16 protein-coding genes and 2 pseudogenes are annotated in these 22,134 nt (G+C 69.2%); 6 read left to right on the top strand and 12 right to left on the bottom strand.

Features of this window, described 5'->3' with window-relative positions; translation table 11 throughout:
• Nucleotides 1-32: 32 nt before the first annotated feature.
• Complete coding sequence (locus tag ACWDZ7_RS36795) at nucleotides 33-656, bottom strand: TetR/AcrR family transcriptional regulator (protein ID WP_451803095.1); 624 nt, start codon at nucleotides 654-656, stop codon at nucleotides 33-35.
• Nucleotides 657-909: 253 nt separating this feature from the next.
• On the opposite strand from ACWDZ7_RS36795, the gene ACWDZ7_RS36790 reads away from it, so the two are divergent.
• The 4 genes and pseudogenes from ACWDZ7_RS36790 to ACWDZ7_RS36775 all read left to right on the top strand — a co-directional run.
• On the top strand, nucleotides 910-2,379 hold the full coding sequence (locus tag ACWDZ7_RS36790; protein ID WP_451803094.1) for an MFS transporter: 1,470 nt from the start codon (nucleotides 910-912) through the stop codon (nucleotides 2,377-2,379).
• A 50-nt stretch (nucleotides 2,380-2,429) separates the two neighbouring features.
• Entirely contained in the window at nucleotides 2,430-4,733 is a 2,304-nt protein-coding gene (locus ACWDZ7_RS36785) for a family 78 glycoside hydrolase catalytic domain (protein ID WP_451803093.1), read from the top strand.
• Nucleotides 4,730-6,502, top strand: coding sequence for a glycoside hydrolase family 3 N-terminal domain-containing protein (locus ACWDZ7_RS36780; RefSeq protein WP_451803092.1), 1,773 nt, complete (start codon nucleotides 4,730-4,732; stop codon nucleotides 6,500-6,502). The genes ACWDZ7_RS36785 and ACWDZ7_RS36780 overlap by 4 nt, the downstream gene beginning before the upstream one ends.
• 147 nt (nucleotides 6,503-6,649) lie before the next feature.
• Nucleotides 6,650-7,056 (top strand): annotated as a pseudogene (locus ACWDZ7_RS36775) (transposase); the annotation flags it as partial.
• Here ACWDZ7_RS36775 and ACWDZ7_RS36770 read toward each other — a convergent pair.
• The 6 genes from ACWDZ7_RS36770 to lanKC form a co-directional block, all read right to left on the bottom strand.
• Complete coding sequence (locus ACWDZ7_RS36770; protein ID WP_451803091.1) at nucleotides 7,057-7,494, bottom strand: hypothetical protein; 438 nt, start codon at nucleotides 7,492-7,494, stop codon at nucleotides 7,057-7,059.
• 34 nt (nucleotides 7,495-7,528) lie between these two features.
• Nucleotides 7,529-7,828, bottom strand: a complete 300-nt coding sequence (locus ACWDZ7_RS36765; protein WP_451803090.1) for a transposase — start codon at nucleotides 7,826-7,828, stop codon at nucleotides 7,529-7,531.
• A 108-nt stretch (nucleotides 7,829-7,936) separates the two neighbouring features.
• A complete protein-coding gene (locus ACWDZ7_RS36760; protein WP_451803089.1) occupies nucleotides 7,937-8,131 on the bottom strand; it encodes a hypothetical protein in 195 nt (64 codons plus the stop codon).
• 1,224 nt (nucleotides 8,132-9,355) lie between these two features.
• The gene (locus ACWDZ7_RS36755) at nucleotides 9,356-11,248 is read right to left on the bottom strand and encodes an ABC transporter ATP-binding protein (RefSeq protein WP_451803088.1); all 1,893 of its coding nucleotides are present in this window, start codon (nucleotides 11,246-11,248) and stop codon (nucleotides 9,356-9,358) included.
• A gap of 155 nt (nucleotides 11,249-11,403) precedes the next feature.
• Nucleotides 11,404-11,514, bottom strand: a complete 111-nt coding sequence (locus ACWDZ7_RS36750) for a SapB/AmfS family lanthipeptide (RefSeq protein WP_451803087.1) — start codon at nucleotides 11,512-11,514, stop codon at nucleotides 11,404-11,406.
• A gap of 104 nt (nucleotides 11,515-11,618) precedes the next feature.
• Complete coding sequence (lanKC, locus tag ACWDZ7_RS36745) at nucleotides 11,619-14,204, bottom strand: class III lanthionine synthetase LanKC (RefSeq protein ID WP_451803086.1); 2,586 nt, start codon at nucleotides 14,202-14,204, stop codon at nucleotides 11,619-11,621.
• A 234-nt stretch (nucleotides 14,205-14,438) separates the two neighbouring features.
• Here lanKC and ACWDZ7_RS36740 point away from each other — a divergent pair, with 234 nt between their 5' ends.
• A complete protein-coding gene (locus ACWDZ7_RS36740) occupies nucleotides 14,439-17,567 on the top strand; it encodes an AfsR/SARP family transcriptional regulator (protein WP_451803085.1) in 3,129 nt (1,042 codons plus the stop codon).
• 118 nt (nucleotides 17,568-17,685) lie between these two features.
• Nucleotides 17,686-19,113 (top strand): annotated as a pseudogene (locus ACWDZ7_RS36735) (acyl-CoA dehydrogenase family protein); the annotation flags it as partial.
• Nucleotides 19,114-19,362: 249 nt separating this feature from the next.
• Here ACWDZ7_RS36735 and ACWDZ7_RS36730 read toward each other — a convergent pair.
• From ACWDZ7_RS36730 to ACWDZ7_RS36710, 5 genes are all read right to left on the bottom strand, one after another.
• Nucleotides 19,363-19,866: a hypothetical protein gene (locus tag ACWDZ7_RS36730; protein ID WP_451803105.1), complete on the bottom strand. Its 504-nt coding sequence runs from the start codon at nucleotides 19,864-19,866 to the stop codon at nucleotides 19,363-19,365.
• Between the two features lie 80 nt (nucleotides 19,867-19,946).
• Nucleotides 19,947-20,726: a hypothetical protein gene (locus ACWDZ7_RS36725; protein WP_451803084.1), complete on the bottom strand. Its 780-nt coding sequence runs from the start codon at nucleotides 20,724-20,726 to the stop codon at nucleotides 19,947-19,949.
• Complete coding sequence (locus tag ACWDZ7_RS36720; RefSeq protein WP_451803083.1) at nucleotides 20,723-21,319, bottom strand: hypothetical protein; 597 nt, start codon at nucleotides 21,317-21,319, stop codon at nucleotides 20,723-20,725. The genes ACWDZ7_RS36725 and ACWDZ7_RS36720 overlap by 4 nt, the downstream gene beginning before the upstream one ends.
• Nucleotides 21,320-21,428: 109 nt before the next feature.
• On the bottom strand, nucleotides 21,429-21,875 hold the full coding sequence (locus ACWDZ7_RS36715; RefSeq protein ID WP_451803082.1) for a hypothetical protein: 447 nt from the start codon (nucleotides 21,873-21,875) through the stop codon (nucleotides 21,429-21,431).
• 77 nt (nucleotides 21,876-21,952) lie between these two features.
• Nucleotides 21,953-22,084, bottom strand: a complete 132-nt coding sequence (locus ACWDZ7_RS36710) for a hypothetical protein (RefSeq protein WP_451803081.1) — start codon at nucleotides 22,082-22,084, stop codon at nucleotides 21,953-21,955.
• Between the last annotated feature and the right edge of the window lie 50 nt (nucleotides 22,085-22,134).

Here is a 22,134-nt window from a genome sequence, read left to right as displayed (position 1 = left end):
CGCTGGCGGCCGGCTCCTGCGTGCTCCGAGCGCTACAGCCCCTTACCGTCGGCCGCGATCCTGCTCATCAGGCGGTCCAGGTGCGAGCGCATCACGGCGATCAAGTCGAAGGTACGCCCGCCGGCCAACCACTGCAGCCGTAGTCCGGCGTCGACCGCCGCGCACTCCCTGGCGATGTTCTCGTAATCCAGGCCCGCTTTGAGTTCACCCGACTCGGCGCCGGCACGCAGGCGGTCCGCGAGTTCCCGTACGCCCTTCTCCTGCCAGTGGGAGAAGAACTCGTGCGCGGGATGGTCGGGAGCGGTGGCCTCGGCACCCACCACGACGGCGAGTTCGAGGATCCCCGGCATGTTCAGCGCTCCGGCGGTGTCCTCCAGGTGGCAGCGGAAGGCGTCCCGCACGGAGTCGGACACGCGTACCCACTGCTCATCGAGCCGCTCGTGCCAGTACTGCACCACGGCCAGCAGCAGTTGCTGTTTGTCGCGGAAGTGATGGAGCAGCCCGGCGTCGGTGATTCCGGCGTCGCGGGCGACGCGGGCCAGTGAGGTCTTGCGGTAACCGTCCTGGCCGAAGCGCAGCAGCGCGGCCTCAAGGATCTGGTTACGCCTGGCCAGTCCCGTTGCGTAGCCGCCGCGCGGCCCCCGTGGTGTCCCCATGCGGACAACGGTACCGAGGCCGTCGCCCCCGCTCTCGCGAGGAGTGCTGTCATCGCCCGACAGGGGCGCCCTGACGTCCTCGCGGCGTGACGTGCGCCACAGCCACAACACCTAGCGAACACTAGGTATTGGCTTCATCATCGTCCAAAAGCGAGGGAACGTTTCGAGCCCGCGGCCGGATGTGAGCCCTGGGTGACGGCATGCCGTTCCGCACACGAACCCGACCTTCCCTGTTCGCGAAAGGAGCGGCTTCATGACATCGACGTCTGCGAGCCCCCCGCTCGACGCAGCACCGTCCGACGACACCGCGAGATGGACTCCGCGGCTGATCGCCGTACTCCTGGCGCTCATCTGGCCGACCCAACTCCTCGCCGCCGCCGGCATCCTGGGCGCCAATGCCACCGCTGACGTGGCGCAGAGCTTCCGCACCACCCATGTGGCCTGGTTCACGCTGACCGTCGTCCTCGTCTCGACATTGCTGACGCCGTTCGTGATGAAACTGGGTGACCGGTACGGCAAGAAGCGGCTCATGCTCGTGATGACCGGCTTGGGAGTCGTCGGAGACGTCATCGCCGCGGCCGCGGGCAGCTTCTGGCTCCTGCTGGCCGGGCGGGCGATCGCCGGCTGTTACGGCCCGTTCGCCGCCCTGTCCTTCCCGGCCGTGCGCGACATCTTCCCTCCCCGGCTGGTCAAGCCCGCCAGCGCCGTCCTGGGCAGCAGCATCGGCCTGGTGGCCCTGGCCGCGCCGTTCCTGGCCGGCCGGCTGGTCGACGGCTGGGGCTACAAGGGCGTGATGTGGTTCCTCGCCGCGGCCTCCGCCGTCGGCTTCGCGCTGATCGCCGTCCTGGTGCCGCGGACTCCCCGGCATGACTTCCGGCCCGGCTTCGACTGGCCCGGCGGTCTGGTCCTCGGCGGAGGGCTGACCGCCGTCGTCTACGCGGTCGGCCAGGGGCAGAGCTGGGGGTGGGCCGACGCCAAGACCCTCGGCTGGCTCGCCGCCGGGCTTGTCGCACTGGTCGCCTTCATCTTCGTGGAGCGCTCCAGCGCCCACCCGATCCTGGACCTGAAGGTGCTCAGCCGCCGCCCGGTCGCGCTGGTCCTCGTCACCGGAGGGCTCGCGCAGGCCGTCGCGTACACCCTGCCGAGCATGGCGATCCTGCTCGCCCTCTACCCGCGCATCCCCGGGGTCTCCGCCGGTCTCGGGTGGACGGCACAGCACAACGCCGCCGTCAGCGTCACCTGGAACGTGGTGATGTTCGGTGCCGGACTTGTCGCCAGCCGCCTCCTGCGCACGACCGACGCCCGCCTGCTCTGGTGGACGGGGCTGGCTCTGATGGCACTCGGCTACGGCCTGGTGGGCTGCTTCCACGCCGATGAGACCCAACTGATCCTCACCTCGTGCCTGGCCAACCTCGGCTCCGGCCTCGTCGTCGCGGGAGCCCCGGCCCTCGTCGTCGGCGTGGTGTCCAAGGAGGAGCAGGGACTGGGCAGCGGCATGCTCAACATGCTCATCAACTTCTTCGGCGCCCTCGTCACCGCCCTGTCGTTCGCCACCCTCGCGACCCACAGCACCGTCGTGGACGGCACCGCCTTCTACCAGGACAGCGGCTACGCCTGGCTCTTCTGGACAGGAGCGCTGCTCACCGCGCTGACCCTCGCGCTCTCGCTGCTCATCCCCCCACTGCGGGACCCCGCGGAAACCGACGCCGCCCCCGTCATCTGAACGCCCTTCGCCTGGACGACCGTAGCCCACCCACCACGAGAAAGTCGGACATGTCTCATACCTGGACCGCTCAGGTCATCACCCCCGACTTGCCGGAAGAGCCGCCGGGTACGGCGGGCCGCCCGGCCGCCCTGCTGCGCGGTGTGTTCACCGTGGGCAGCCAGGTGAGACAGGCGGAGCTGCGGGTCACCGCCCTGGGGGTGTACGAGATGCGACTCAACGGCGCCGTCGTCGGCGACCACGTCCTGGCACCGGGCTGGACCAGCTACCACCACCGCCACCGCTATCAGTCCTTCGACGTGACCCGGATGCTGCGCCGCGGCCCCAACGCCTGGGGCGCACACCTCGCGGACGGCTGGTACCGGGGGCTGCTCGGATTCAACGGCGGCAACCGCGACATCTACGGACCACACACCGGCCTGCTCGCCGAGCTGCGGATCGAGTACGCCGACGGCAACCTCCAGACGGTCACGACCGGCCCCGGCTGGCGAGCGGCGGCCGGGCCGATCACCGCCGTCGGCCTGTACGAGGGAGAGGACTACGACGCCCGCCGCGAACGCCCCGACTGGAGCGAACCGGGCTTCGACGACGCACACTGGCGGCGCGTTCGCGTGGTGGACTTCGACACCTCGGTGCTCTTCCCGGCCGACAGCCCTCCGGTACGGCGCATCGAGTGCCTCCCTCCGGTCGCCGTCACCACCTCGCCCACCGGGCGCACCATCGTGGACTTCGGGCAGAACCTGGTCGGCAGACTCCGCATCCGCGTCCGCGGAGAGGCGGGTCGCACAGTGACTCTGCGGCATGCCGAAGTACTGGAGGACGGGGAGCTGTGCGTACGTCCGCTGCGCGGTGCCACGGCCACCGACCGCTACACCCTGCGCGGCGACACCGACGGCGAGCAGTGGGAGCCCCGCTTCACCTTCCACGGCTTCCGCTACGCCGAACTCGACGACTGGCCCGGCGAACTCGCCCCTGGGGACGTCACCGCTGTGGTCCTGCACAGCGACCTGCGCCGGACCGGCTGGTTCGAGTCCTCCGACCCGTCGCTGAACCGGTTGCACGAGAACGTGGTGTGGGGGATGCGAGGCAACTTCCTGGATGTCCCCACCGACTGCCCCCAGCGCGACGAACGCCTCGGCTGGAGCGGCGACATCCAGGTCTTCGCCCCCACCGCCACGTTCCTCTACGACACCAAGGACTTCCTGCGCTCCTGGCTGCGCGACCTCGCCGCCGACCAGAGCGAGGACCCCGACGGCATCCCACCGGTGATCAGCCCCGCCATTCCCTTGAACATCCCCGTCCCGGTGCCTCCCGGCAATCCCCCGATGGCCGGCTGGTGCGATGCCGCAGTCATCGTCCCGTGGGTCCTGTACGAGCGGTACGGCGACGCGGAGGTGTTGCGCACCCAGTACCCGTCCATGCGTGCCTGGGTCGACGCCGTCGACCGGATCGCCGGCCCCGGACACGTGTGGGGCGAGGGCTTCCAGTTCGGCGACTGGCTCGACCCGACCGCGTCCCCCGACGACCCGGGCGGGGCGACGACGTCTTCCCGACTCGTCGCGACTGCCTGCTTCGCACACTCGGCCCGCCTGCTCGCCCGCACCGCCGAGGTGCTGGGCGAGAAGGACGATACCGAGCGCTACCACGCTCTTTCCGATGCCGTACGGCAAGCTTTCCGCGCCCGATTCCACACCGGCGGCGGCCACTTGGTGGAAGAGACCCAGACCGCCTACGCCCTCGCCCTCGGCTTCGGCCTGCTCCAGGACGCCGCCGAGCGAGCCGAGGCCGGAAACCGGCTGGCCGCCCTGGTGGCCGAGCGGGGCCACCGGATCGGTACCGGCTTCCTCGGCACGCCGTTGGTCTGTGACGCGCTCACCGCCACCGGCCACACCGACACCGCGTACAAGTTGCTGCTTGAACGCTCCTGCCCCTCGTGGCTCTACCAGGTGGACATGGGTGCCACCACGATCTGGGAGCGGTGGGACAGCCTGCTCCCGGACGGCAGCGTCAACCCCGGAGAGATGACTTCCTTCAACCACTACGCGCTCGGCGCGATCGCCGACTGGCTGCACCGCACCGTCGCGGGTCTCGCGCCGGCCGCCCCCGGCTACCGCCGCCTACTCGTCCGGCCCCGCCCCGGCGGGGGCCTCACCTGGGCGAAGGCCGCGCACGAAACACCGTACGGCCGGGCCGAGGTGGCGTGGCGCCTGCACGAACAGCGGCTCACCGTCGACGTCACCGTCCCCCAGGGCACCGAGGCCACCATCGATCTGCCGGGCGCCGAACCCACCCGCGCCGGGCCTGGCACCCACACCTTCCACACCCTCCACCGCACCACCGAGGAGCAGCAGTGACCCACCCGTACCAGGACGCCGGCCGCAGCATCGAAGAACGGGTGGCCGACCTGCTGCCCCGGATGACCCTGGAAGAGAAGGCCGGGCTGCTGTTCCACCACGCGACAGGCATCGGAGCGAACCCCGCGCCCGTCGGCCTCACCGCCGAGCAGATGATGTCCGACCATCTCATGTCCCACTTCAACCTGCTGGGAGCGGGCACCCCGCGCGAGATGGCGCAGCTCCACAACCGCCTCCAGGAGCAGGCCGCCGCCACCCGGCTCGGTATCCCGGTCACGCTGTCCACCGATCCGCGCCACGCGTTCACCGACAACCCGGGCACCGCGATGATGGCCGGCCCGTTCTCGCAGTGGCCCGAGGCCCTGGGCCTGGCCGCCGCCGATGACGTCGACCTCATGCGCCAGTACGGCGACACCGTGCGCCGCGAGTACCTGGCCGTCGGTCTGCGCGTCGCCCTGCACCCACAGATCGACCTGGCCACCGAGCCGCGCTGGTCCCGTATCCCGGGCACTTTCGGCGAGGACGCCGACCTGACCTCCCGCCTGGCCGCCGCGTACATCGAGGGCCTGCGCGGGCCGGGCGAACAACTCGGCAAGGGCAGCGTGGCCGCGATGGTCAAGCACTTCCCCGGCGGTGGCCCGCAGAAGGACGGCGAGGACCCGCACTTCCCGTACGGCAGGGAGCAGGTCTATCCGGGCGGCTTCTTCGACTACCACCTCAAGCCGTTCAAGGCGGCCATCGCCGCCGGGGCCACGCAGGTGATGCCGTACTACGGCATGCCGGTCGGCACCCCGTACGAAGAGGTCGGATTCGGCTTCAACCACAGCATCATCACTCGGCTGCTGCGCGAGGAACTTGGCTTTGACGGCATCGTCTGCACCGACTGGGGGCTGCTCACCGACGGCCCGATCATGGGCGAGACGCATGCCGCTCGCGCCTGGGGCGTGGAACACCTCACGCCCGCGGAGCGGGCACTGAGGGTGCTGCACGCCGGTGCCGACCAGATCGGTGGCGAAGCGTGCCCCGAGCTGATCACCGGCCTGGTCCGCGACGGACGGCTGGCGGAACCCCGGCTCGACTCCTCCGTCACTCGCCTGCTGGCGGAGAAATTCCGCCTCGGCCTGTTCGACGACCGCCGCTACGTCGACCCGGACGCCGCCGAAGAGATCGTAGGACGCGCCGACTTCCGTACCGCCGGCGAGGCCGCCCAGCGCCGCTCACTGACCCTGCTGGAGAACCGCGCCGCCGTACTGCCGCTGTCCGGCCGCCCGCGACTGTACGTGGAGGGCGTCGACCCGGCCGTGGCCGCCGAGTACGCCGACATCGTCACCGACTCCGCCCACGCCGATCTGGCGCTGCTGCGCCTGAACACCCCGTACGAGCCCCGCTCGGGCCTGTTCGAGTCCTTCTTCCACGCCGGTCGGCTCGACTTCGACCACGACCGCCTCGAGCAGATCCTCACCCTGCTCGACACGGTGCCCACCGTCGTCACCATCCACCTCGAACGGCCAGCCGTCATCCCGGAAATCGCCGATCGCTGCGCCGCACTGCTCGCCGCGTACGGCGCGGGCGACCGGGCGCTGCTCGACGTCCTGTTCGGCCGGGCCGCCCCCCAGGGCACGCTGCCCTTCCAGCTTCCCCGGTCCATGGCCGAGGTGGAGGCCGGCCGGCCCGACGTCCCTCAGGAGAGCCCTGATCCGCTCTACCCCTTCGGGCACGGACTGCGGTACGCCGCCGGAACCACGGCCGGACCGGACCTCACCACCTGAAGCCGGCACCCTGCTGCTCGGCCCGCCGGCCGGCCTGTGCCTCGGTAGCGGAACGTCCAGCCAGAGACGAATACGGCAGCCACAGCTGTCCGATTCGTTACTTCTCCCGCTCCTCCAGCTCTTGGTGAGGTCGTTGTTGACGTTGCCGCCCTCGACGAAGCCGCCACCGAGCAGGAGCGGGCCCGGCAAAAGGGGGCGGCCCGCCAGAACAGAACGGCAGATCCCGTGGTGGGCTGACGAGCAAGGTTCATCTCGCCGCGGACAAGGCCTACTCGTCCCGCGCTAACCGCTCTTACCTGCGGAAACGTGGCATCAAGGCAGTCGTCCCGGAGAAGAAGGACCAGTCCGCCAACCGGAAGAAGAAGGGCCGCCCCACACGCCACGACGGCGATCTTTACAAGGAGCGGAACACCGTCGAGCGGCTCATCAACAAGTTGAAGGCATGGCGCGGTATCGCGACTCGATACGACAAGACGCCCGAGAGCTACCTCGCCGGCCTCCACCTCCGTGCCTCGATGCTCTGGATCAACGACCTCCTGAAGGCAACTGGCTGATCACAACGACACACAACCCCTAGTGGAGTCGACGAAGATCGGGTGGCCATCGGCTTCGGGGGCCAGGAGTGCGTCGGTGTACGCGCGGTTCCCGGCGAAGGGGTACGCCAGCCGGTGTGTGCCCCACTCGTCGTCAACCTGACCGAAGACGATGCTGAAGCGCAGCGGATCGTGGAACGTCATGCGGTCATCAAGTCCGGCCTGCTCGTCGAGCCAGAGCTTCCGGGCCCGGTAGACGAGGTAATTGTGCAGGGGGCCGCCCATGTCGCGTTCGCGTACCTCGGCGTCGTCGACGACGCGGGCGACGTTCCTGGCGATGATGGGTACAGTCAGCTCGCGGAAGACCTCGCGCATGCGCTTGGAGATCACGCGGGTGAGTTCGAAAAGGCCGGGTGTGTGCGCGGTCAGCCGCAGCCCGTCGTACAGCTTGGCGCTCATCGGATTTTCCGTTCTCGGGACGCTCATATAGCTGTCAGGCAGCTGAAGCGAGGTTGTTTTGAGTGATGTGCGTGGCCGGTGTGTTGGTCAGAGCGCGGTGGACCTCTCGGGCCACGATTCGCTTGAGGCAGCGCATGATGTCCTTCTTGGACAGCCCTGCTTTGGTACGGCGTTCGACATAGGCGCGGGTGCGTTCGTCGAAGCGCATTCGGACCAGCACGATGGTGTGCAGCGCGTTGTTCGCGGCCCGGTCGCCGTCGCGGTTGAGGCGGCGATGGTGAGCGCGGCCGGACGAGGCCGGGATCGGAGCGACACCGGCGAGGTGCGTGAACACCCTCAGACCGCATGTGTTCGGAATTGTCCCGGGCCGAGGCCAGCAGCTGGCCGGCGGTCTTGGGGCCGATGCCGAACAGCTCCGCCAGCGTGGGGGCCGCCTGCTTGACTAGCGGGCCGATCTCGGCGTCCAGGGCCTGGTGGCGGCGGGCGGTCCGCAGCACCCGCACCGCCTCGACCACGCCGTCCCGGCTCTTCGGTGTGCCGGTGGCCAGCCGGACAGCACGGCCGTCGCGGCGGCGTTGAGGTCGATCGGGTCGGACTTGCCCCTCATCCGCCGCGTCTTGCGGTCCGGACGGTCCATGTCCCCGACGGTGACACCGGCAGCAGCCAGCACCCGGGCGAGCCCGGCACCGTAGGCGCCGGAGCCCCCGTCCACATCGACCGGGGGGCGACGGAAGCAGGCGGATGCTCTCGATCAGGTGCGGCTCGCGCCCTTGGGTCCGGCGCCTGCACCCGCAGGCGCACCGGCTCGCCTGGCACCGGCGGGATCGGTTCGACGGTCAGGATGTCTCTGCCCTGCGTGTCGGCCTGCGCGTTCAGGTCCTTGTGGATCAGCGTGCGCAGCCCGATCGGGTTCATCGCCGGACCTCCTTGACGCTCGGGGTGCCGTTGAACTTCGCAATCCACGATCCGGGCGGTCCGGTCAGGCGGGCCGTTGCGGTGCCGTCCGGGCTCGACGTCCAGCCAGCCATCGCCGTCCGGCCGCCTCGATGTTCGCCCTCCAGGCCGCCGGATACCTGGACACCACTCCCGAGACGGACGTGCGAGACAGCGCAGGGGATGGCACATGAAGTCCTCGCGTGATCAGCCGCGACCTCCCCACGGCCGAGCGCCCGCGCCCACCGAGCAGGACGCCAATCTGTGGCGGCATCGGCCCTTCCGCCTCGGGTGCGGTTCCTTCGAAGTGATGGTCGGGATCAGGCATTGAGGCTGCAGTTCTGCTGGTCATGGCTGGGGTAGAGGTGTTGATGTTCGCGGGCCGCGTGGAAGTGCCTCCCGCGCCTGAAGCTCTTCCGGCAAAGACGCCATGACACCCCACCTCCACCCCACCACGGTAGAAGTACGACGGCACCGACCACACACCCATCAGCGTCTTCCCAGCTCAGCTATCCCTCGAAAGGAACTACACCCGACGGCGTTCTGGTGTCCTTCATCGCGTTCGACGCATTGGTGGTGCCTCACGGGCACCCGGTGATGGACCTGCCCCTGGAGCAGCGGTGGGCTCTGCTGCTGGAGGTGCTGGCGCAGATGGCGCCGCCGATCCAGCCGGTGATGGCGACCGTGGACCAGGCGGAGGCCCTGGCGATAGTCGCGGCGTTGCGGGCCACCGGCGTCGGGCCAAGAGCTGCGGCCGCCACATCGCAGCCCCTGCCGCAACCTGCGGCTTGGTACGTGCGGGATCAGCCGCATCCGGTGGTACGTGGTCCGGGCGGGTGGCCTACGGGGCCCCCGGGAGGCAGAGCTCCGCGCGGACGCGTTCGGCCAGGCGGCGAGACCCGGCCGAGGAGCGGGACGGCGTTGTCGTTCATGTCCTGGCCCCTGGCTTCGCGGGAGCCCGGGCCGGTCGCACGGGCCCGGGCGCCCAGGGCGATTCCACACCAGCGGTCTGCCGCGCGGGCTGGGCGTTCAGGAGCCGGTGGTAGTGGCCGTCGTGGCGGACGAGTTGGTCGTGTGACCCCTGTTCGCTGATCCGCCCGTCGTGGAGGACCAGGATCAGGTCGGCGTGCCGGACGGTGGAGAGCCGGTGTGCGATGACCAGGCAGGTTCGTTCGCTCAGGAAGGGCCGCAGCGCCAGGTGCAGAGAACGTTCGGTGGCGTTGTCCAGATGGGAGGTGGCTTCGTCCAGGATGACGATCTGCGGCTCCCACAGCAGCATGCGGGCGATCGCGAGGCGTTGACGCTCCCCGCCGGAGAGTTGGACGCCACGGTCGCCGAGCACGGTGCCCAGTCCCGCCGGGAGGCGTTGGACCAGATCCAGGATCTGGGCGGTCTCGCAGGCTGCGAGCAACTGGTCGTCGGTGGCGTCGGGGCGTGCCAGGCGGAGGTTGTCGGCGATGCTGCCGTGGAAGAGGAAGGGTTCCTGCGTGACGACACCGATGTGACGGCGCAAGCCGTCCAGGGAGAGACCGGCGATGTCCTGGCCTCCGATCTCGATCCGGCCGGCTGTGGGTTCCCATGAGCGGGTGAGCAGCCGGGCGAGGGTGGACTTCCCGGTCCCCGATCCGCCCACGATCGCCACGGTCATGCCTGCCTCGACGGTGAAGGTGACGTTGCGCAGGACCGGACGGGGTTCGTCTGTTTCCCCGTTCTTCCGCGTGTCCTCGCCCTCCGTCCCGGCGGCCAGCAGCGACGTGGGGGTGTTGCGGTCCGGCGGGGGGTAGGTGAAGGCAACGTCGGCGAAAGCCAGATCGGTCCCGGCGACGGCTCGGGCGCCGGGGCGGTCGGCGATCAGAGGCGTGACTTGCATGATTTCCCGGACCCGGTCGAAGCTGACCATTCCTCTGACCAGTTCCAGACGGCAGACAGGAAGGGCCGCGACCGGCCCGTACAGGAGCGTGAGCAGACTCGCCATGGCCACCAGGGTGCCCACGGACATGGTGCCGTCACTGACCATCGCGCCGGCGCCGACGTAGACCGCGGCGGTCGCGGACGTGGTCGCTACCGTCAGCGCGGCTCCGATCCGGGCGTCCAGCAACGCGCCTCGCATCATCGTCTGCCGCAGCCGCACGGCCGCGGCCCGGAACCGGGCGGCCTCGCGGGGGGCGGCGCCGAAGAGCCGGACGGTCTCTGCGCCGCCTGCGCTCAGTTGCTCGGCGGCCAGCGAGTCGAGGTCCGCAGTGGCTCCCAACTGCCTCTGGGCGATGCCCCGCAGGACGCTGCCCGCGTGCGCGGTGAGCGCGTACACGACCGGGACGAGGACTGCGACGGCCAGCGCGATGCGCCAGTCGAGGAGCAACAGGGCGACGCCCGTCACAGCCAGAGTGACCAGTGAGGAGACGACCGTGCGCAGGGTGCGGGCGATGAGGTCGTGGACGCCTTGGACGTCTCCGCTCAGCCGGGAGACCAGCGCACCGGTGCGTGCGGCGCTGAAGAAGGCGTCGGACTGGCTTTGGAGGTGCTGGAAGAGATCGCAGCGCAGACGTACGGTCACGTCCTCCGCGAGCCGGACCACGAGCCAGCGTTCGCCCAACGCGGCGCCGGCGGCCAGCAGCCCCGCGGCCACCAGGGCGGCGCCCAGCGCGTAGACGCGCGAGAGGTCCCCTGGTATCGCGCCTCCGTCGATCAGGCGTTGGGCGATGAAGGCCGGAAGCACCGCTGCCGCAGCGTTCACGGTGACGAGCAGGGCCGCCAGAGCGACCCGGCCATGGAACCGGGCGAGGAAGCGGGCGAGGGACGCGTAGGAGTCCTCGGGTGCCATGGGCGGTCCCTTTGTCGAAGGCGTACGGAGGGCGGAGGGCCGGGAGTGGCGGCGTGGCACAAGGTGGGCTCGCGGAGTGGCGGGCGTACGGCCGCTGGAGTGCGCGGCCGTACGCCCTCGGATCACTGCTGGTCAGCGTGTGCCGGTGTGTCCGTTCAGCACATGAACCACGAGGCGCCACTGCAGTTCCACCAGCTGCCGTCGCTGCCCATCTGCGCCTCGGTCTCCTCGCGCTGGATCAGGCCCTGAAGGTCGTACATGCTCATCTTTCGCTCCTCTTGGTCCGGCCTCGCCCCGTACGGAACGGAAGAGGCCTCTTTCCCCCGGGCCGGCCGGCTCGGGAAACTTGTGGGTCAGGCCCGCCGGGCGGTCACTGAAGGAAGGGAAGGCTCACCGGACGGCCCTGCTGTCTGACGCCGTGGGCCGCTGCGAGGGCCAGCAGAATTCCGGCGCTGCCGGACGCCAGGTCCATCGACAGCCGCAGCAGTTGGTCACCGGGGAAGGCCAGGTGGCCCTGCCAGTGCAGCCGGTGCCAGTTCAGTGCCCGCACCTGCCGGGCGAGCGCGTCCGGTGGTTGGGCGGCACCAGTGGAATGGCCGGGGTCGGCGGTGGCATGGAATAGGACCATGCCGGCACGTCCGTCGAAGAGACCGCTGAACGCGTAGTAGGCGCCGCAGGCCGCGCCCCCGATGGCACGTAGGGCGTCTGCCATCTCCGGCTCCGGGCGGTGTCTGAGGTAGCGCCGCAGGGCGAAGCCGATGCCAACGCTGCCGACACTGAGGTAGGGCACCACGCGCCATCCCTCGTTCACCTTGAGGCTTCCGGTGGTGTCGGTAACGCAGCGCCGCAAGTCCAGACGCAGCGCGTCGGCGGCGGCGTCGAGCCAGGACGGGTCACCGTCTGCCTCGTACATGGCGGTCAGGAACAACGCGGGACCGCTGGCCCCTCGCAGCAGTCCGGCCTGTCCCCTGCCGGTAGCGTCCGGATGGGTGGTGCGGGCGGTGATGCGGCGGCGTACCAGGACGGCGATCCGTTCGGCGGCCGCGCGGCAGAGCACGCTGTGGCCGTGGTGGGCGAATGAGAGCAGGTTCAGGCCGATTCCCGACAGGCCGGAGTGCAGGCTGCTGTCAAGCTGTTCAGCGCTGAGGCTCGTGGTGCGTTCGACGAGGGTCAGTGCCTGGTCCTGGTGTCCGAGCTCCCACAGGGCGTGGGCGATGCCGTGTGCCCCGTCGTAAAATCCTGGTGGCATGAGCCGGCCGGCCTGGCTGGTGCGCCGGGCCAGCCACGCGGCGCCCTCGGGATCAGCTGACGCGCCGCTGACGTGCCGCGCCCACAGGATGCCGGCGGCGCCGTGGGCGAAGCCGAGTCCGCCGTGGGCGGTGAACTGCTCGACGTCGCCCGGGAAGAGCCGGTCGGTGCGGTCCGGGGTGGCGCTCGCGCTGATTGCCGCGGCGAGGGAGTCCCGGGATCGCGGCCACGCCTCCGGCCTCAAGGTGATGGGGGCGTGGTCGCGAACGCCAGGAGCACCTGCCTCGGACAGTCCACCGCCGAGCACGGCCACCGTTTCGTCGAAGTCGCCGCGCGGGAGGCCGAATGTGGCGGCGATCAGGTCGGCCAGGCCGTGTGCCTTGTCGCGGTCCAGTCGCAGCAGGGTGGTCAGCGGCATGAAGAGGGCGAGGCGTAGTGCGGCGAGCGCGTAGTGGTCCACGGCGAAGCCCTGCCGGTCCCGCGGCGCGCCGAAGCCAGGGTGCTCCAGGGTGGGGCGCCGTGACTGTTCCACGGGTGCGCTCACTTCGAGATCGACGAGGACGACACGTGGTTGCGCCGTGTCCTCGTGCACGATGATGTTGAAGGGATGCAGGTCGCCATGGACGATGCCGCGGCCGTGGATGTCCTCGACGGCCCGCGCCACGGCGCTCCACACGCTCTGGGCCCACCGGCCGTACGCGGCGTAATCCTCCGGGGTGCTGCCGGCTCTCATCAGCGGATTACGCTGCCCGTAGCACTCGTTGAGGGCCACTCCGTCGGAGAACTCCTCGACGAGGTACTCGTTCTCGCCGAGTGTGAAGTAGTCCTCCAGGACCGGAACGCATGACAGTCCGCTCAGCCGTTGGAGGATGTCGCGTTCGTGGCGCAGCCGGGTGACCGCGTCTTGTTGCGCGGCGTCGAGGCCGGCGTGTCGCCGGGCCTCCTTGACGATCAGTTTGCGGCCGGTGGCCGGGGCTTTGGCCTCGTAGACTCCGCCGCCGTTGGAGAAGTGCAGGGCACGCACGATCTCGTAGGGGAAGGCGTCGACGGTCAGCTGTCCCCGGCGGTCCAGTTCCGGCTGGAGCAGGGCGGGGACCCTCACCCAGGGCGGTGTGCGGAACACCGGTCCGCGGGGGTCGGGCACGAGGTTTCCCTGCGGATCCTCGATGCCGGAGTGGAGCTGCCCCGCCTCGTCGGCGTAGGGGCGGTGGAGGAAGGAGCCGTACCGCACGTAGAGCGGTCCTTCGCGCCAGCGCAGGTCGCTGAGGATGTACGGCCCCGGCCAGCCGTCCAGGAGTGCGCCGAGTCCCTCAAGTACCCGTCGCAGGCCCTCCTCGTCGGCCGGGTACACCGTGACGAGTTTGCCGCTGCCTGCCCGGTCGGTGTACTTGGAGTTCTTCATCAGATACTGCCGCAGGCCCGTCACGATCTTGAACGGCAGCCGGTGTGCGAGGCAGTACTCCCACACGATGGCCGCTGTGGCCTGCGCGTTCCCCGGCGTCGCGCAGGCGTGCACCTTCCAGCCCTGGGCGGGCATCGGGGCGTCAGGCGGAGCGTACGAGCGCCAGCCCTCCAGGGCGATGCGCTGCCAGCCCGGCGGCAGCGGACGGCGGTGGACCTCGAACTCGTCACCACGGCCTTCGCCGGGGGCCAGCGTGTCGTAGAACACCGGGTCGACCAGACAGAACTCCTGGTACCGCGCGTCCATTGTTCCCCCGCTTCCTCGTCTCCACCTACTGACGACCGGTCATGCCGAACGGTGCGGGCGCCCGGTAGGGAGCCGTCGTGTTCATGCCTCTCAACGTTGTTCTCGGTTGCGTTCCAGGTTCTGCCGAGCCACGAGTGAACGGTCTCTGGCCGGTCTTGGCGGAAGCTTGGCGCGATCTGGAATTGGCTGGTGAGGGTCGGCTGGGCAAGCTGGGACCTGGTTCAAGGAGGCCCGATGGCGGTCCAGTTCCGCGTGCTCGGTGACATCACGGCGCGCATCGGCGACGTGGCCGTGGAGCTCGGTCCTCCACAGCAGCGCTCTGTGCTGGCCACGCTGCTCGTCGAGACCCCTCGCGCGGTTCCGGCCGCCACGCTCATCAGCCGGGTCTGGGGCGACCGTGCACCGCAGCGCGTCAGGGACACGCTGTACAGCTACGTGTCCCGCTTACGGAAGGCTTTGAAGCCGACCGGCGAAGACGCGTTGATCGTCCGGCGTTCCGGGGGTTACGCGCTGCTGGTCGAACGCCATGCCGTGGACGCGCACCGGTTCCGTGCCCTCGTCAAACAGGCCCGCGCGGCCGCTGAGGTCACCCAGGCCGCAGAGCTCTTCGAACAGGCGCTGGAACTGTGGCAGGGGGATCCCTTCATGGCATGTGACACGCCATGGTTCGGCACGCTGCGTGAGGGATTGCTGCGGGAGAGGTTCGCCGCCACGCTGGATTTCAACGACGCACAACTGTGTCTCGGCCATCACGGAGTGCTGCTGGCCCAGCTCTCGGCCCTGGCGGACCAGCACCCCTTGGACGAACGGGCGGCCGAGCAGCTCATGGTGGGTCTGTACCGCAGCGGACGGGCTTCCGACGCCCTGCATCACTACGAGGTCCAGCGCCGACGCCTGGCCGAGGAACTGGGCACCGATCCCGGCCCCGCGCTGATCCAGCTCCACCAGCGGATCCTCACCGCCGACCCCGCCCTCGCCGCCCCAGGCACCACGGTCACCACGATCACCAACGCGGCCGCCAACGCCACGGCCAACGCCTCCGCACCGGCGCGCGATCCAGGCCCTCGGGCCACCCCGGCGGCGGCCGCGCTCCCCCGGGATCCGGACGCGTCCGACGACACCAGCGGGAGCAGTCCTGAGGTCCAGGGCGGAGCGAACGGGCGGCAGCTTCCGCCGCGCCTGCTTCCACCGGCGCCAACCCTGTTCGTAGGCCGAGACGAGGAGCTGGCCATGGCCTGCCGGGTTCTCGGCCAGGAGACGCCCAGCTCAGTAACCCTGCTGGTCACGGGGTCGGCAGGGGTGGGCAAGACAGCCTTGGCCGTGCACACGGGACATCTGCTGGCCCCCCGGTTTCCGGACGGCCAACTCTATGTGGACCTGCGGGCCTTCGATACCGAGCGGGCCGAGCCGTTCACGGTCCTGGGCGCCTTCCTGCGGGCGTTCGGCGTACGTGGCGGTGCGGTGCCACCGGACCTCACCGGCCGGGTCCACCTCTATCGCACCTTGCTGGCCCAGCGGAAGACGCTCGTCGTGCTGGACAACGCGGCCGATGCGCAGCAGGTGAACTACCTCCTGCCCAGTGGAGCACGCTGTGCCGCCATCGTCACCAGCCGGACCACCCTGGCAGACCTCAGCAGTCATCGGCTTCCCTTAGGGGTTCTGGGCTCCACGACAGGACTCGCCCTCCTGCGTGAGATGCTCGGCGCCGACCGGATCGTCGCGGATCCCGGCGCGGCCCAGGCCATAGTGGACACCTGCGGGGGCCTCCCGCTCGCCGTGTGGGTCGCCGGTGCGCGGCTGGCCGCACGGCCGCACTGGCCGCTGGGCAAGGTGGCCCGCGCGCTGGCCGACGAGCAGCGCAAGCTCGACGAACTCGCCGTGGGACACATAGCCGTACGAGCCAGCCTCGAACTGACGTACCGGGCGATGTTTCCCACGAGTCGGCACGCGCTGCGTATGCTCGCGCTGCTGCCCGGCCCGGACTTCGCGGTCTGGGCCCTGGCCGCACTCCTGGACCTGGACCTGCGCCGGGCGGAAGCCGTGCTGGACGACCTGGTCGAGGTCCATCTGGTGGAGACCGGTTCGACAGGTGCCGCCGGTATGCGCTACCGGTTGCATGACCTGGTGCGGCTGCTGGGCCGGGAGCGGGCGGAGCGGGAAGTGTCGCCGCAGGACCGTGCCGCCGCACTGTCCCGGCTCCTGGGCGCCAGCCTGCACCTCGCCGACCTGGCCGCGGACAGCCTCAGCGTCGACTTCCAGGGCATCTCCCAGACCGCCCTCGCGTCCTGGCGGCCCTCCGCCGCGGACAGCGGTCAACTCCTTAGGGACCCGCTGGCCTGGTTCAACGACGAGCGCCAGTTCCTCATCGAGGTAACGGACCGAACGCTCGACGGGGCCGAGATGGCATCGGCCGCGGGGCTGGCGACCACCCTGACCACTCTCTTCCAGATCGGCAGCCACTTCGACGACTGGGAGCGGCTGCAGAACAGGGCGCTCAAGGCAGCGCTGAGCAGCGGCAACACACGCAGCGCCACCCAGCTCCACCGATGCCTCGGTGAACTCACCACGATCCTCGACCGGTACCCGGAGGCACTGAACCACTTCGAGCAGGCGCTTGCGCTCGCCCACGGCGAGGGCCCGGCCTACCTGGCCAGTGCCACAGCCGGGCTGGCTTACGTCCACCGCCTGCTCGGCCAGTACTCCTTGGCCGTACATCATTTCGGGCAGGCAGCCGAGCTGGCCCGTATTGCGAGAAATGTCAACTGCCTCGTCTACGCCACCAATGGGATCGGCGTCATCGACCTGGAGCAGGGGCGCATCGAGGCGGCCATGGAGCGGTTCGCGCAGTGTCTTCAGGCGAGCCGGGACGCGGGCTACCGCCCCGGCGAAGCCCAGGCCCTGCGGTGCCTGGGCCAGAGCCACCGCGCACTCGGCGCCTATCCGGACGCCGCCGACTCCTTCCGGCAGGCCGCCTCGATCAGCGAGGGCCTCGGCGACCGGCTCAGTGCCACACACGCCAACTGCTGGCTCGGGGACGTCCTGGTGCGCCAGGGTGCTCAACGAGAGGGACGCCGACTACTGGCCCGTGCCCTTTGGGCCTACCGGGAGTTCGGCAACCTCTGGGGCGAGGCGGCGACGCTCTACGCGCTGGCGGAGGCGCAACTCGTCGCCGGGCGTCCAGGGCCGGCCCGTCGGCGGGCCGAAGCAGCCGTCGATCTGTGGCGGCAGATCGGCGCCCGGACCTGGCTGGCCGTCGGCCTCGCCACCTTGGCCAGGGCCCACACCCTGGCAGGCGATCCCGTGGCCGCAGAGCGCGCCCGGGACGAGGCCGCAGCCGTGCGGGCCGCCTCGGGTACCGGTTGAGGGCGAGCTCTCGATCCGAACTCCGCGGTTTCTTCTGTGATCAATCACCACGCATTCTGATCTTGACTCTGTTCTGCTGCCCCGCAGTGTCGCACCCGTCTCACCACAGGCGGTACGCATGTACGCGCTGCTCATCCCGGTTCTGGCACCCTTCGTCCTACTCGGCACCGTCATGGCCCTGTCCTGGTGGGAGGATCGCCTCCTGCCGTCGGCCACGCCGTGCGACAGCCTTCGGCGCTACGGGCTACGCGCTGCCTCTTTCTACCGGCCTGATCCTGCTGACGGTTCCTCCGCCGCCCTGGCCGCGGCTCGCGCCGCGTGCCGTTGGACCAGTTGCGGCAGCACTCCCCACAGCCCGGCGCAGACCAGCAGCGCCGCGCTCCCCGCGATCACCCCTCGACCCTGCCGAGCACGACGAAGCAGAACGCTGCGCCCTGCCCACACTGAGCAGATCCCGATGCCCATCGCCCTCCTCTCTCGGCCGTTCCTGACCGAGCAGCACCGCCGCCTCCAGGACCAAGTCGAAGCGCTCACCGCTGCCCAAATCGCGCCGCTCGCGAGCGAAATGGAGTCCCGAGGGCCGCACACCGACCCTGAAATCCGGAAGATCCTCAGCGCCACTGGCTTGCTCGGTGTATTGATCAATACCGAGCAGGGCGGTCTGGGCCTGGGCCACGTCGCCAAGACGGTGATCATCCAAGTGCTATCCCGCACCAGCCCGGCGGCCGGCGCCATCCTCCAGGCGTCGATACTCGGCGCCGCGCCCATCGCCGAGTACGGCAGCGCGGACATGCAGCACGCATGGCTGCCCGAGATCGCTGCAGGACGGTGCTGGCCCACCATCGCAGTGACCGATCCCGAACAGGGCAGCCACATCCTGGGCATGGAGGTCACTGCCCGCCACACGCGCACGGGCTACGTGCTGGACGGGGAGAAGGCGTTCACCGGCAATGCCGCTCTCGCCGACGTCCACTGCGTCGTCGCCCGCACCGGAACGCCCGGAGAGAAGCGCAGCCTGACCGCCTTCCTCGTCGAAAAGGGGACAGCCGGCCTCGATGTCGTACCGCAGCGCGTCAACGGACTGCATGGATTCAGCGTCGACACCCTACGGATGAGCGGCGTGCACGTACCAAAGACCCAGATCATCGGCGAGGTCGGTGACGGCTTCGACATCGCCCAGACAGCCAGCGTCGTCTACGGCCGCCTGAACCTGGCCGCCGTCGCGCTCGGCACCCACGAGCGGATGCTGGAAGAGACCGTGCGATGGGTCTCCACGCGGAAGCGCTACGGGGACCACCTCTGCGATCTGGATACCGCCCGCCACCGAGTCGCCAAGATGCAGGCTTGCCTGATGACGGCCGAGGTGACCACGTACCACGCTGCCCATCTCCTCGACCAGGGCGAGCCATGCGACCCATGGCTGCACCACGCCAAGCTCACCGCACACAATGCCGGAGTTGAGTCGGCCGAACACGCCAAACAACTCTACGGAGGCCACGCCGGCGTCCTAGGCACACCAGTCGAGCAGCTCCGTCGCGACATCGACCTAATCAACGCTCCGGCCGGCCCCGAGGACCTCCAGCTCAAGCGCATTTCCGAAACGGCGCTCGGCCCCTCTCGTCCGCAGTGGTCCACCCGGCACGCGGTGTCGGGGTACTTCTTGCAGAACTCGACTCGCCTCCTCCAGCCAGACCTCGGTTACGTGATCTCCACCTGTCCGCTGTGGAGATCACGTCGTTCTCGACGAGGTCACCGGCGCGGAGGTGAGCGGCGGTCCAGAGCTGTCGGGTTGTGGTCAGTTCTCCGGTCGGTAGGCGTGGGCGGCGGAGTAGCGGGTGAGCCAGCCCTCGACAATCGAGCGCAGGTGCGTGTGCTCAGGCTGGTAGTAGTCCTTGAAGTCGCCGATCTTGCCGGCGAGCAGGCGGGAGACGTGGTGGTCGCCGGCCGCGACGGGAACGTTGTTCCAGTCGATCGCCGCGAGCTGTGCGAAGGTGGCGGTGCGGTCGTCGATCTGCTGTACGGCGGCATAGTCTTTGCCGTCGGCGACTTCCAGGCGGGCGACGAGGTCCCGCGGGTTGCCGTCCCCCTGCGCGGCCCACCACTGGGAGTTGTCGGTTGTGTAGCGGTACGCGGCCCACTTCGTCTCGCTCTGGTTGCAGTCGACCATGTAGCCGAGCCCGCTGGTGGTCTCCTCTGGCTTGAGCATCCCGACGTTGTACTGGTAGCGGCCGGGCCGCTCGGCAGCGCACTTGCGCCAGTTCACGCCGTCGAGCTCGGATGCCTGAGTCTTGCTGGTCACGGCTGTCCTCTCGTCGCTACGTGCTGGCCGGACGGCCACCGCCACGCCCCCGAAGGAGCGGACGGAAGCAGTCCGGACGTTCAGGTGGCGTCCTTGTCGACGGGCACGCGGGCGTCGTTGAAGCAGTAGGTGACGGCCGGCTCGCCGGGGTGGTAGTCGATGGACTTGATCCGCCACTCGGCCGGGTCTTCCTCGTTGTCGTCGATGAAGGCCCAGTTTGCGGTGGCCATGGCCTCGTTGTCATTGACGAGGTAGGAGTACTCGCCGCGGCACGGGTCGTAGTCGTTGATGTACGTGAACATGAACGACCCGCCGTCGGGGTACTGGTCGATGTCGAAGTCCGGGCCCTCGGTGACCACGATGTCGAGGCCGTCGCCCATGTGCTCCATGAACATCGGCCGGTCCATGATCTCGTGGTGCTCGGTGGTGCCGTAGATATAGTGCCGCTGGATCAGGTAGAGCGCCCGCGGAAGCGTCGCGGCGTGGCCGATGTATTTGCCGTCCAGGGAGATGCGGCAGTCCGCACCGTCATAGGTGGCCTTCGGCGTCTCGATGACGGTGTAGGTGCCCGCGTCCGTGCCGCCGATGTGGACCTCGTGCTTCGTCGCTTCCACCAACTTGCCGACGCGGACCCACTCGGTGACGGTGCCCAGGACCCCGCGGGCCCACTCAGTGACGGTGCCTACGACCCGGTCGGCCGTACCGCGCCGGTTGAAGCGGTACTCGGTCATGAAGTCGTCGCCGGAGTGGTGGTGCATGTTCTCGTACTCGGTCTCGGACACCGGGTCGAGACCAAGCAGTGCCAGACGCTTGTTCTGCGCGGCACGGATTTCGGCGACGGGCATCAGGGTGTCGTTCACTGGGAGGTCTCCTCAGTGTTGTTGGCGGCGGTGATCACGGGGCACGGCTCGTCGCCGCAGTTCTCGCAGGACTCGCACTTCTCCCACTCGCTCGTGCAGTCGTGGCGCGTGCGCGCGAAGGTGGAGGCGAACTCGGCGCGGACCGCGGCGGGAAGGCTGGGGTCGTTCGCCTGCTGCCACATAGAGCACGCCCAGGCGTGGTCCTCACCGGACCGGCCGCCGTCGATGGTGTGCTTGTGGATGTTGTGCAGCAGCGGGCATGCGATCTTGACGCCGTCGATGAACAGCTCCGTGCCGGGGTTGCCGTCGGAATCGACGTACGTGATGACGTCGGTCCGCGGCAGCCCGGTCCCGATCTTCGGCAGCAGATCCTTCTGACCGGTGTCGACTGGGCCGAGGCGGCGGATCGCGTCGGTGTAGTCGGTCGGGGCGACGGGCTCGTTGCCACACCGGCCGCATTCGGTCTCGACACCCTGCTCCAGGCAGAGGTTTCCGATGCTCACCGTGCCGTCTTCCAATCCGTCGAGGTAGGCGAACAGGGAAATCTCTACCGTCCCCTCGCAGCCGGGCGTTGTGCATTTCATCTTGTCCATGGGTTTCTCCTCACGAATGAAAAGGGCCGACAACTCCGCACAGGATCGGCCAGTGAATCGCTACGCCAAAAGGGCAAGGTAAACGATGCGCTCTGGTATCTCTGTCGGCCTACTTGAGGCCCTTCTCCTTGAGGACCAGCTCGGCCAGCTCCATCGCCACGCCGGGGTCGTCCCACGAGCCGGACTGCCCCGCCTCCCCGGACTGGGTGGAGATCAGCAGCGCCAGGTCCGTGACGTCGGGCTTGCAGTTGATCTCGCGGAATGCGGCTACCGGCGCGGTCTTCTCGCAGTCGGCGCACTTGAACGTGAACGTGTCGGGCGAGAACGTCTTGAAGTCCGGGTTGTCGCCGACACTCTCGCCGGTGTTCGACAGGCGGTGCCCGTATTCCGCCAGGTACTTCTGCCGGATCGGCCTCGTGAACTCGCCCGAGCTGTCGCGGAGGATCAGGTTGTCGCCGTCGGTGCGAATGTAGGTGAGGGTGTAGTTCAGGCTAGGGATGGTGAACTCCTGACCCGGCTCCACAGTCTGGCCTGACTCACCGATGTGAATGGTCATGCGGAACTCCTTCTAGGGATAACAAAAGCGGCCCACCAGAATTGGTGAGCCGCCGAGTCGTTGTGGTGTCCTTGGTTCTACCGCTCGTCTTCGTGGTAGAGCCCGTTGTCGATCAGGTACGTCTTGCCGGCAGCGAACTTCCGGATTCTCTCGATATAGCCGGAGCTGGTCCTGGCCCGTGCCGCGGCTGCGTCCGTGATGATCCTCATTGCGGACTGCCATTCTTCTGCGCTGCCTTCTGCCTGGTGCGCCTGCTGTA

The organism is Streptomyces sp. NPDC003032 (assembly GCF_053591415.1).
This window is presented reverse-complemented; position numbering and strand designations above follow the sequence as displayed.

What these genes read in the sequence shown, in the direction of transcription:
- ACWDZ7_RS36795 (WP_451803095.1), bottom strand. Translation starts at nt 656, where the DNA reads ATGGGGACACCACGGGGGCCGCGCGGCGGCTACGCAACGGGACTGGCC.
- ACWDZ7_RS36790 (WP_451803094.1), top strand. Translation starts at nt 910, where the DNA reads ATGACATCGACGTCTGCGAGCCCCCCGCTCGACGCAGCACCGTCCGAC.
- ACWDZ7_RS36785 (WP_451803093.1), top strand. Translation starts at nt 2,430, where the DNA reads ATGTCTCATACCTGGACCGCTCAGGTCATCACCCCCGACTTGCCGGAA.
- ACWDZ7_RS36770 (WP_451803091.1), bottom strand. Translation starts at nt 7,494, where the DNA reads ATGAGCGCCAAGCTGTACGACGGGCTGCGGCTGACCGCGCACACACCC.
- ACWDZ7_RS36760 (WP_451803089.1), bottom strand. Translation starts at nt 8,131, where the DNA reads ATGGACCGTCCGGACCGCAAGACGCGGCGGATGAGGGGCAAGTCCGAC.
- ACWDZ7_RS36755 (WP_451803088.1), bottom strand. Translation starts at nt 11,248, where the DNA reads ATGGCACCCGAGGACTCCTACGCGTCCCTCGCCCGCTTCCTCGCCCGG.
- ACWDZ7_RS36750 (WP_451803087.1), bottom strand. Translation starts at nt 11,514, where the DNA reads ATGAGCATGTACGACCTTCAGGGCCTGATCCAGCGCGAGGAGACCGAG.
- lanKC (WP_451803086.1), bottom strand. Translation starts at nt 14,204, where the DNA reads ATGGACGCGCGGTACCAGGAGTTCTGTCTGGTCGACCCGGTGTTCTAC.
- ACWDZ7_RS36740 (WP_451803085.1), top strand. Translation starts at nt 14,439, where the DNA reads ATGGCGGTCCAGTTCCGCGTGCTCGGTGACATCACGGCGCGCATCGGC.
- ACWDZ7_RS36720 (WP_451803083.1), bottom strand. Translation starts at nt 21,319, where the DNA reads ATGGACAAGATGAAATGCACAACGCCCGGCTGCGAGGGGACGGTAGAG.
- ACWDZ7_RS36715 (WP_451803082.1), bottom strand. Translation starts at nt 21,875, where the DNA reads ATGACCATTCACATCGGTGAGTCAGGCCAGACTGTGGAGCCGGGTCAG.
- ACWDZ7_RS36710 (WP_451803081.1), bottom strand. Translation starts at nt 22,084, where the DNA reads ATGAGGATCATCACGGACGCAGCCGCGGCACGGGCCAGGACCAGCTCC.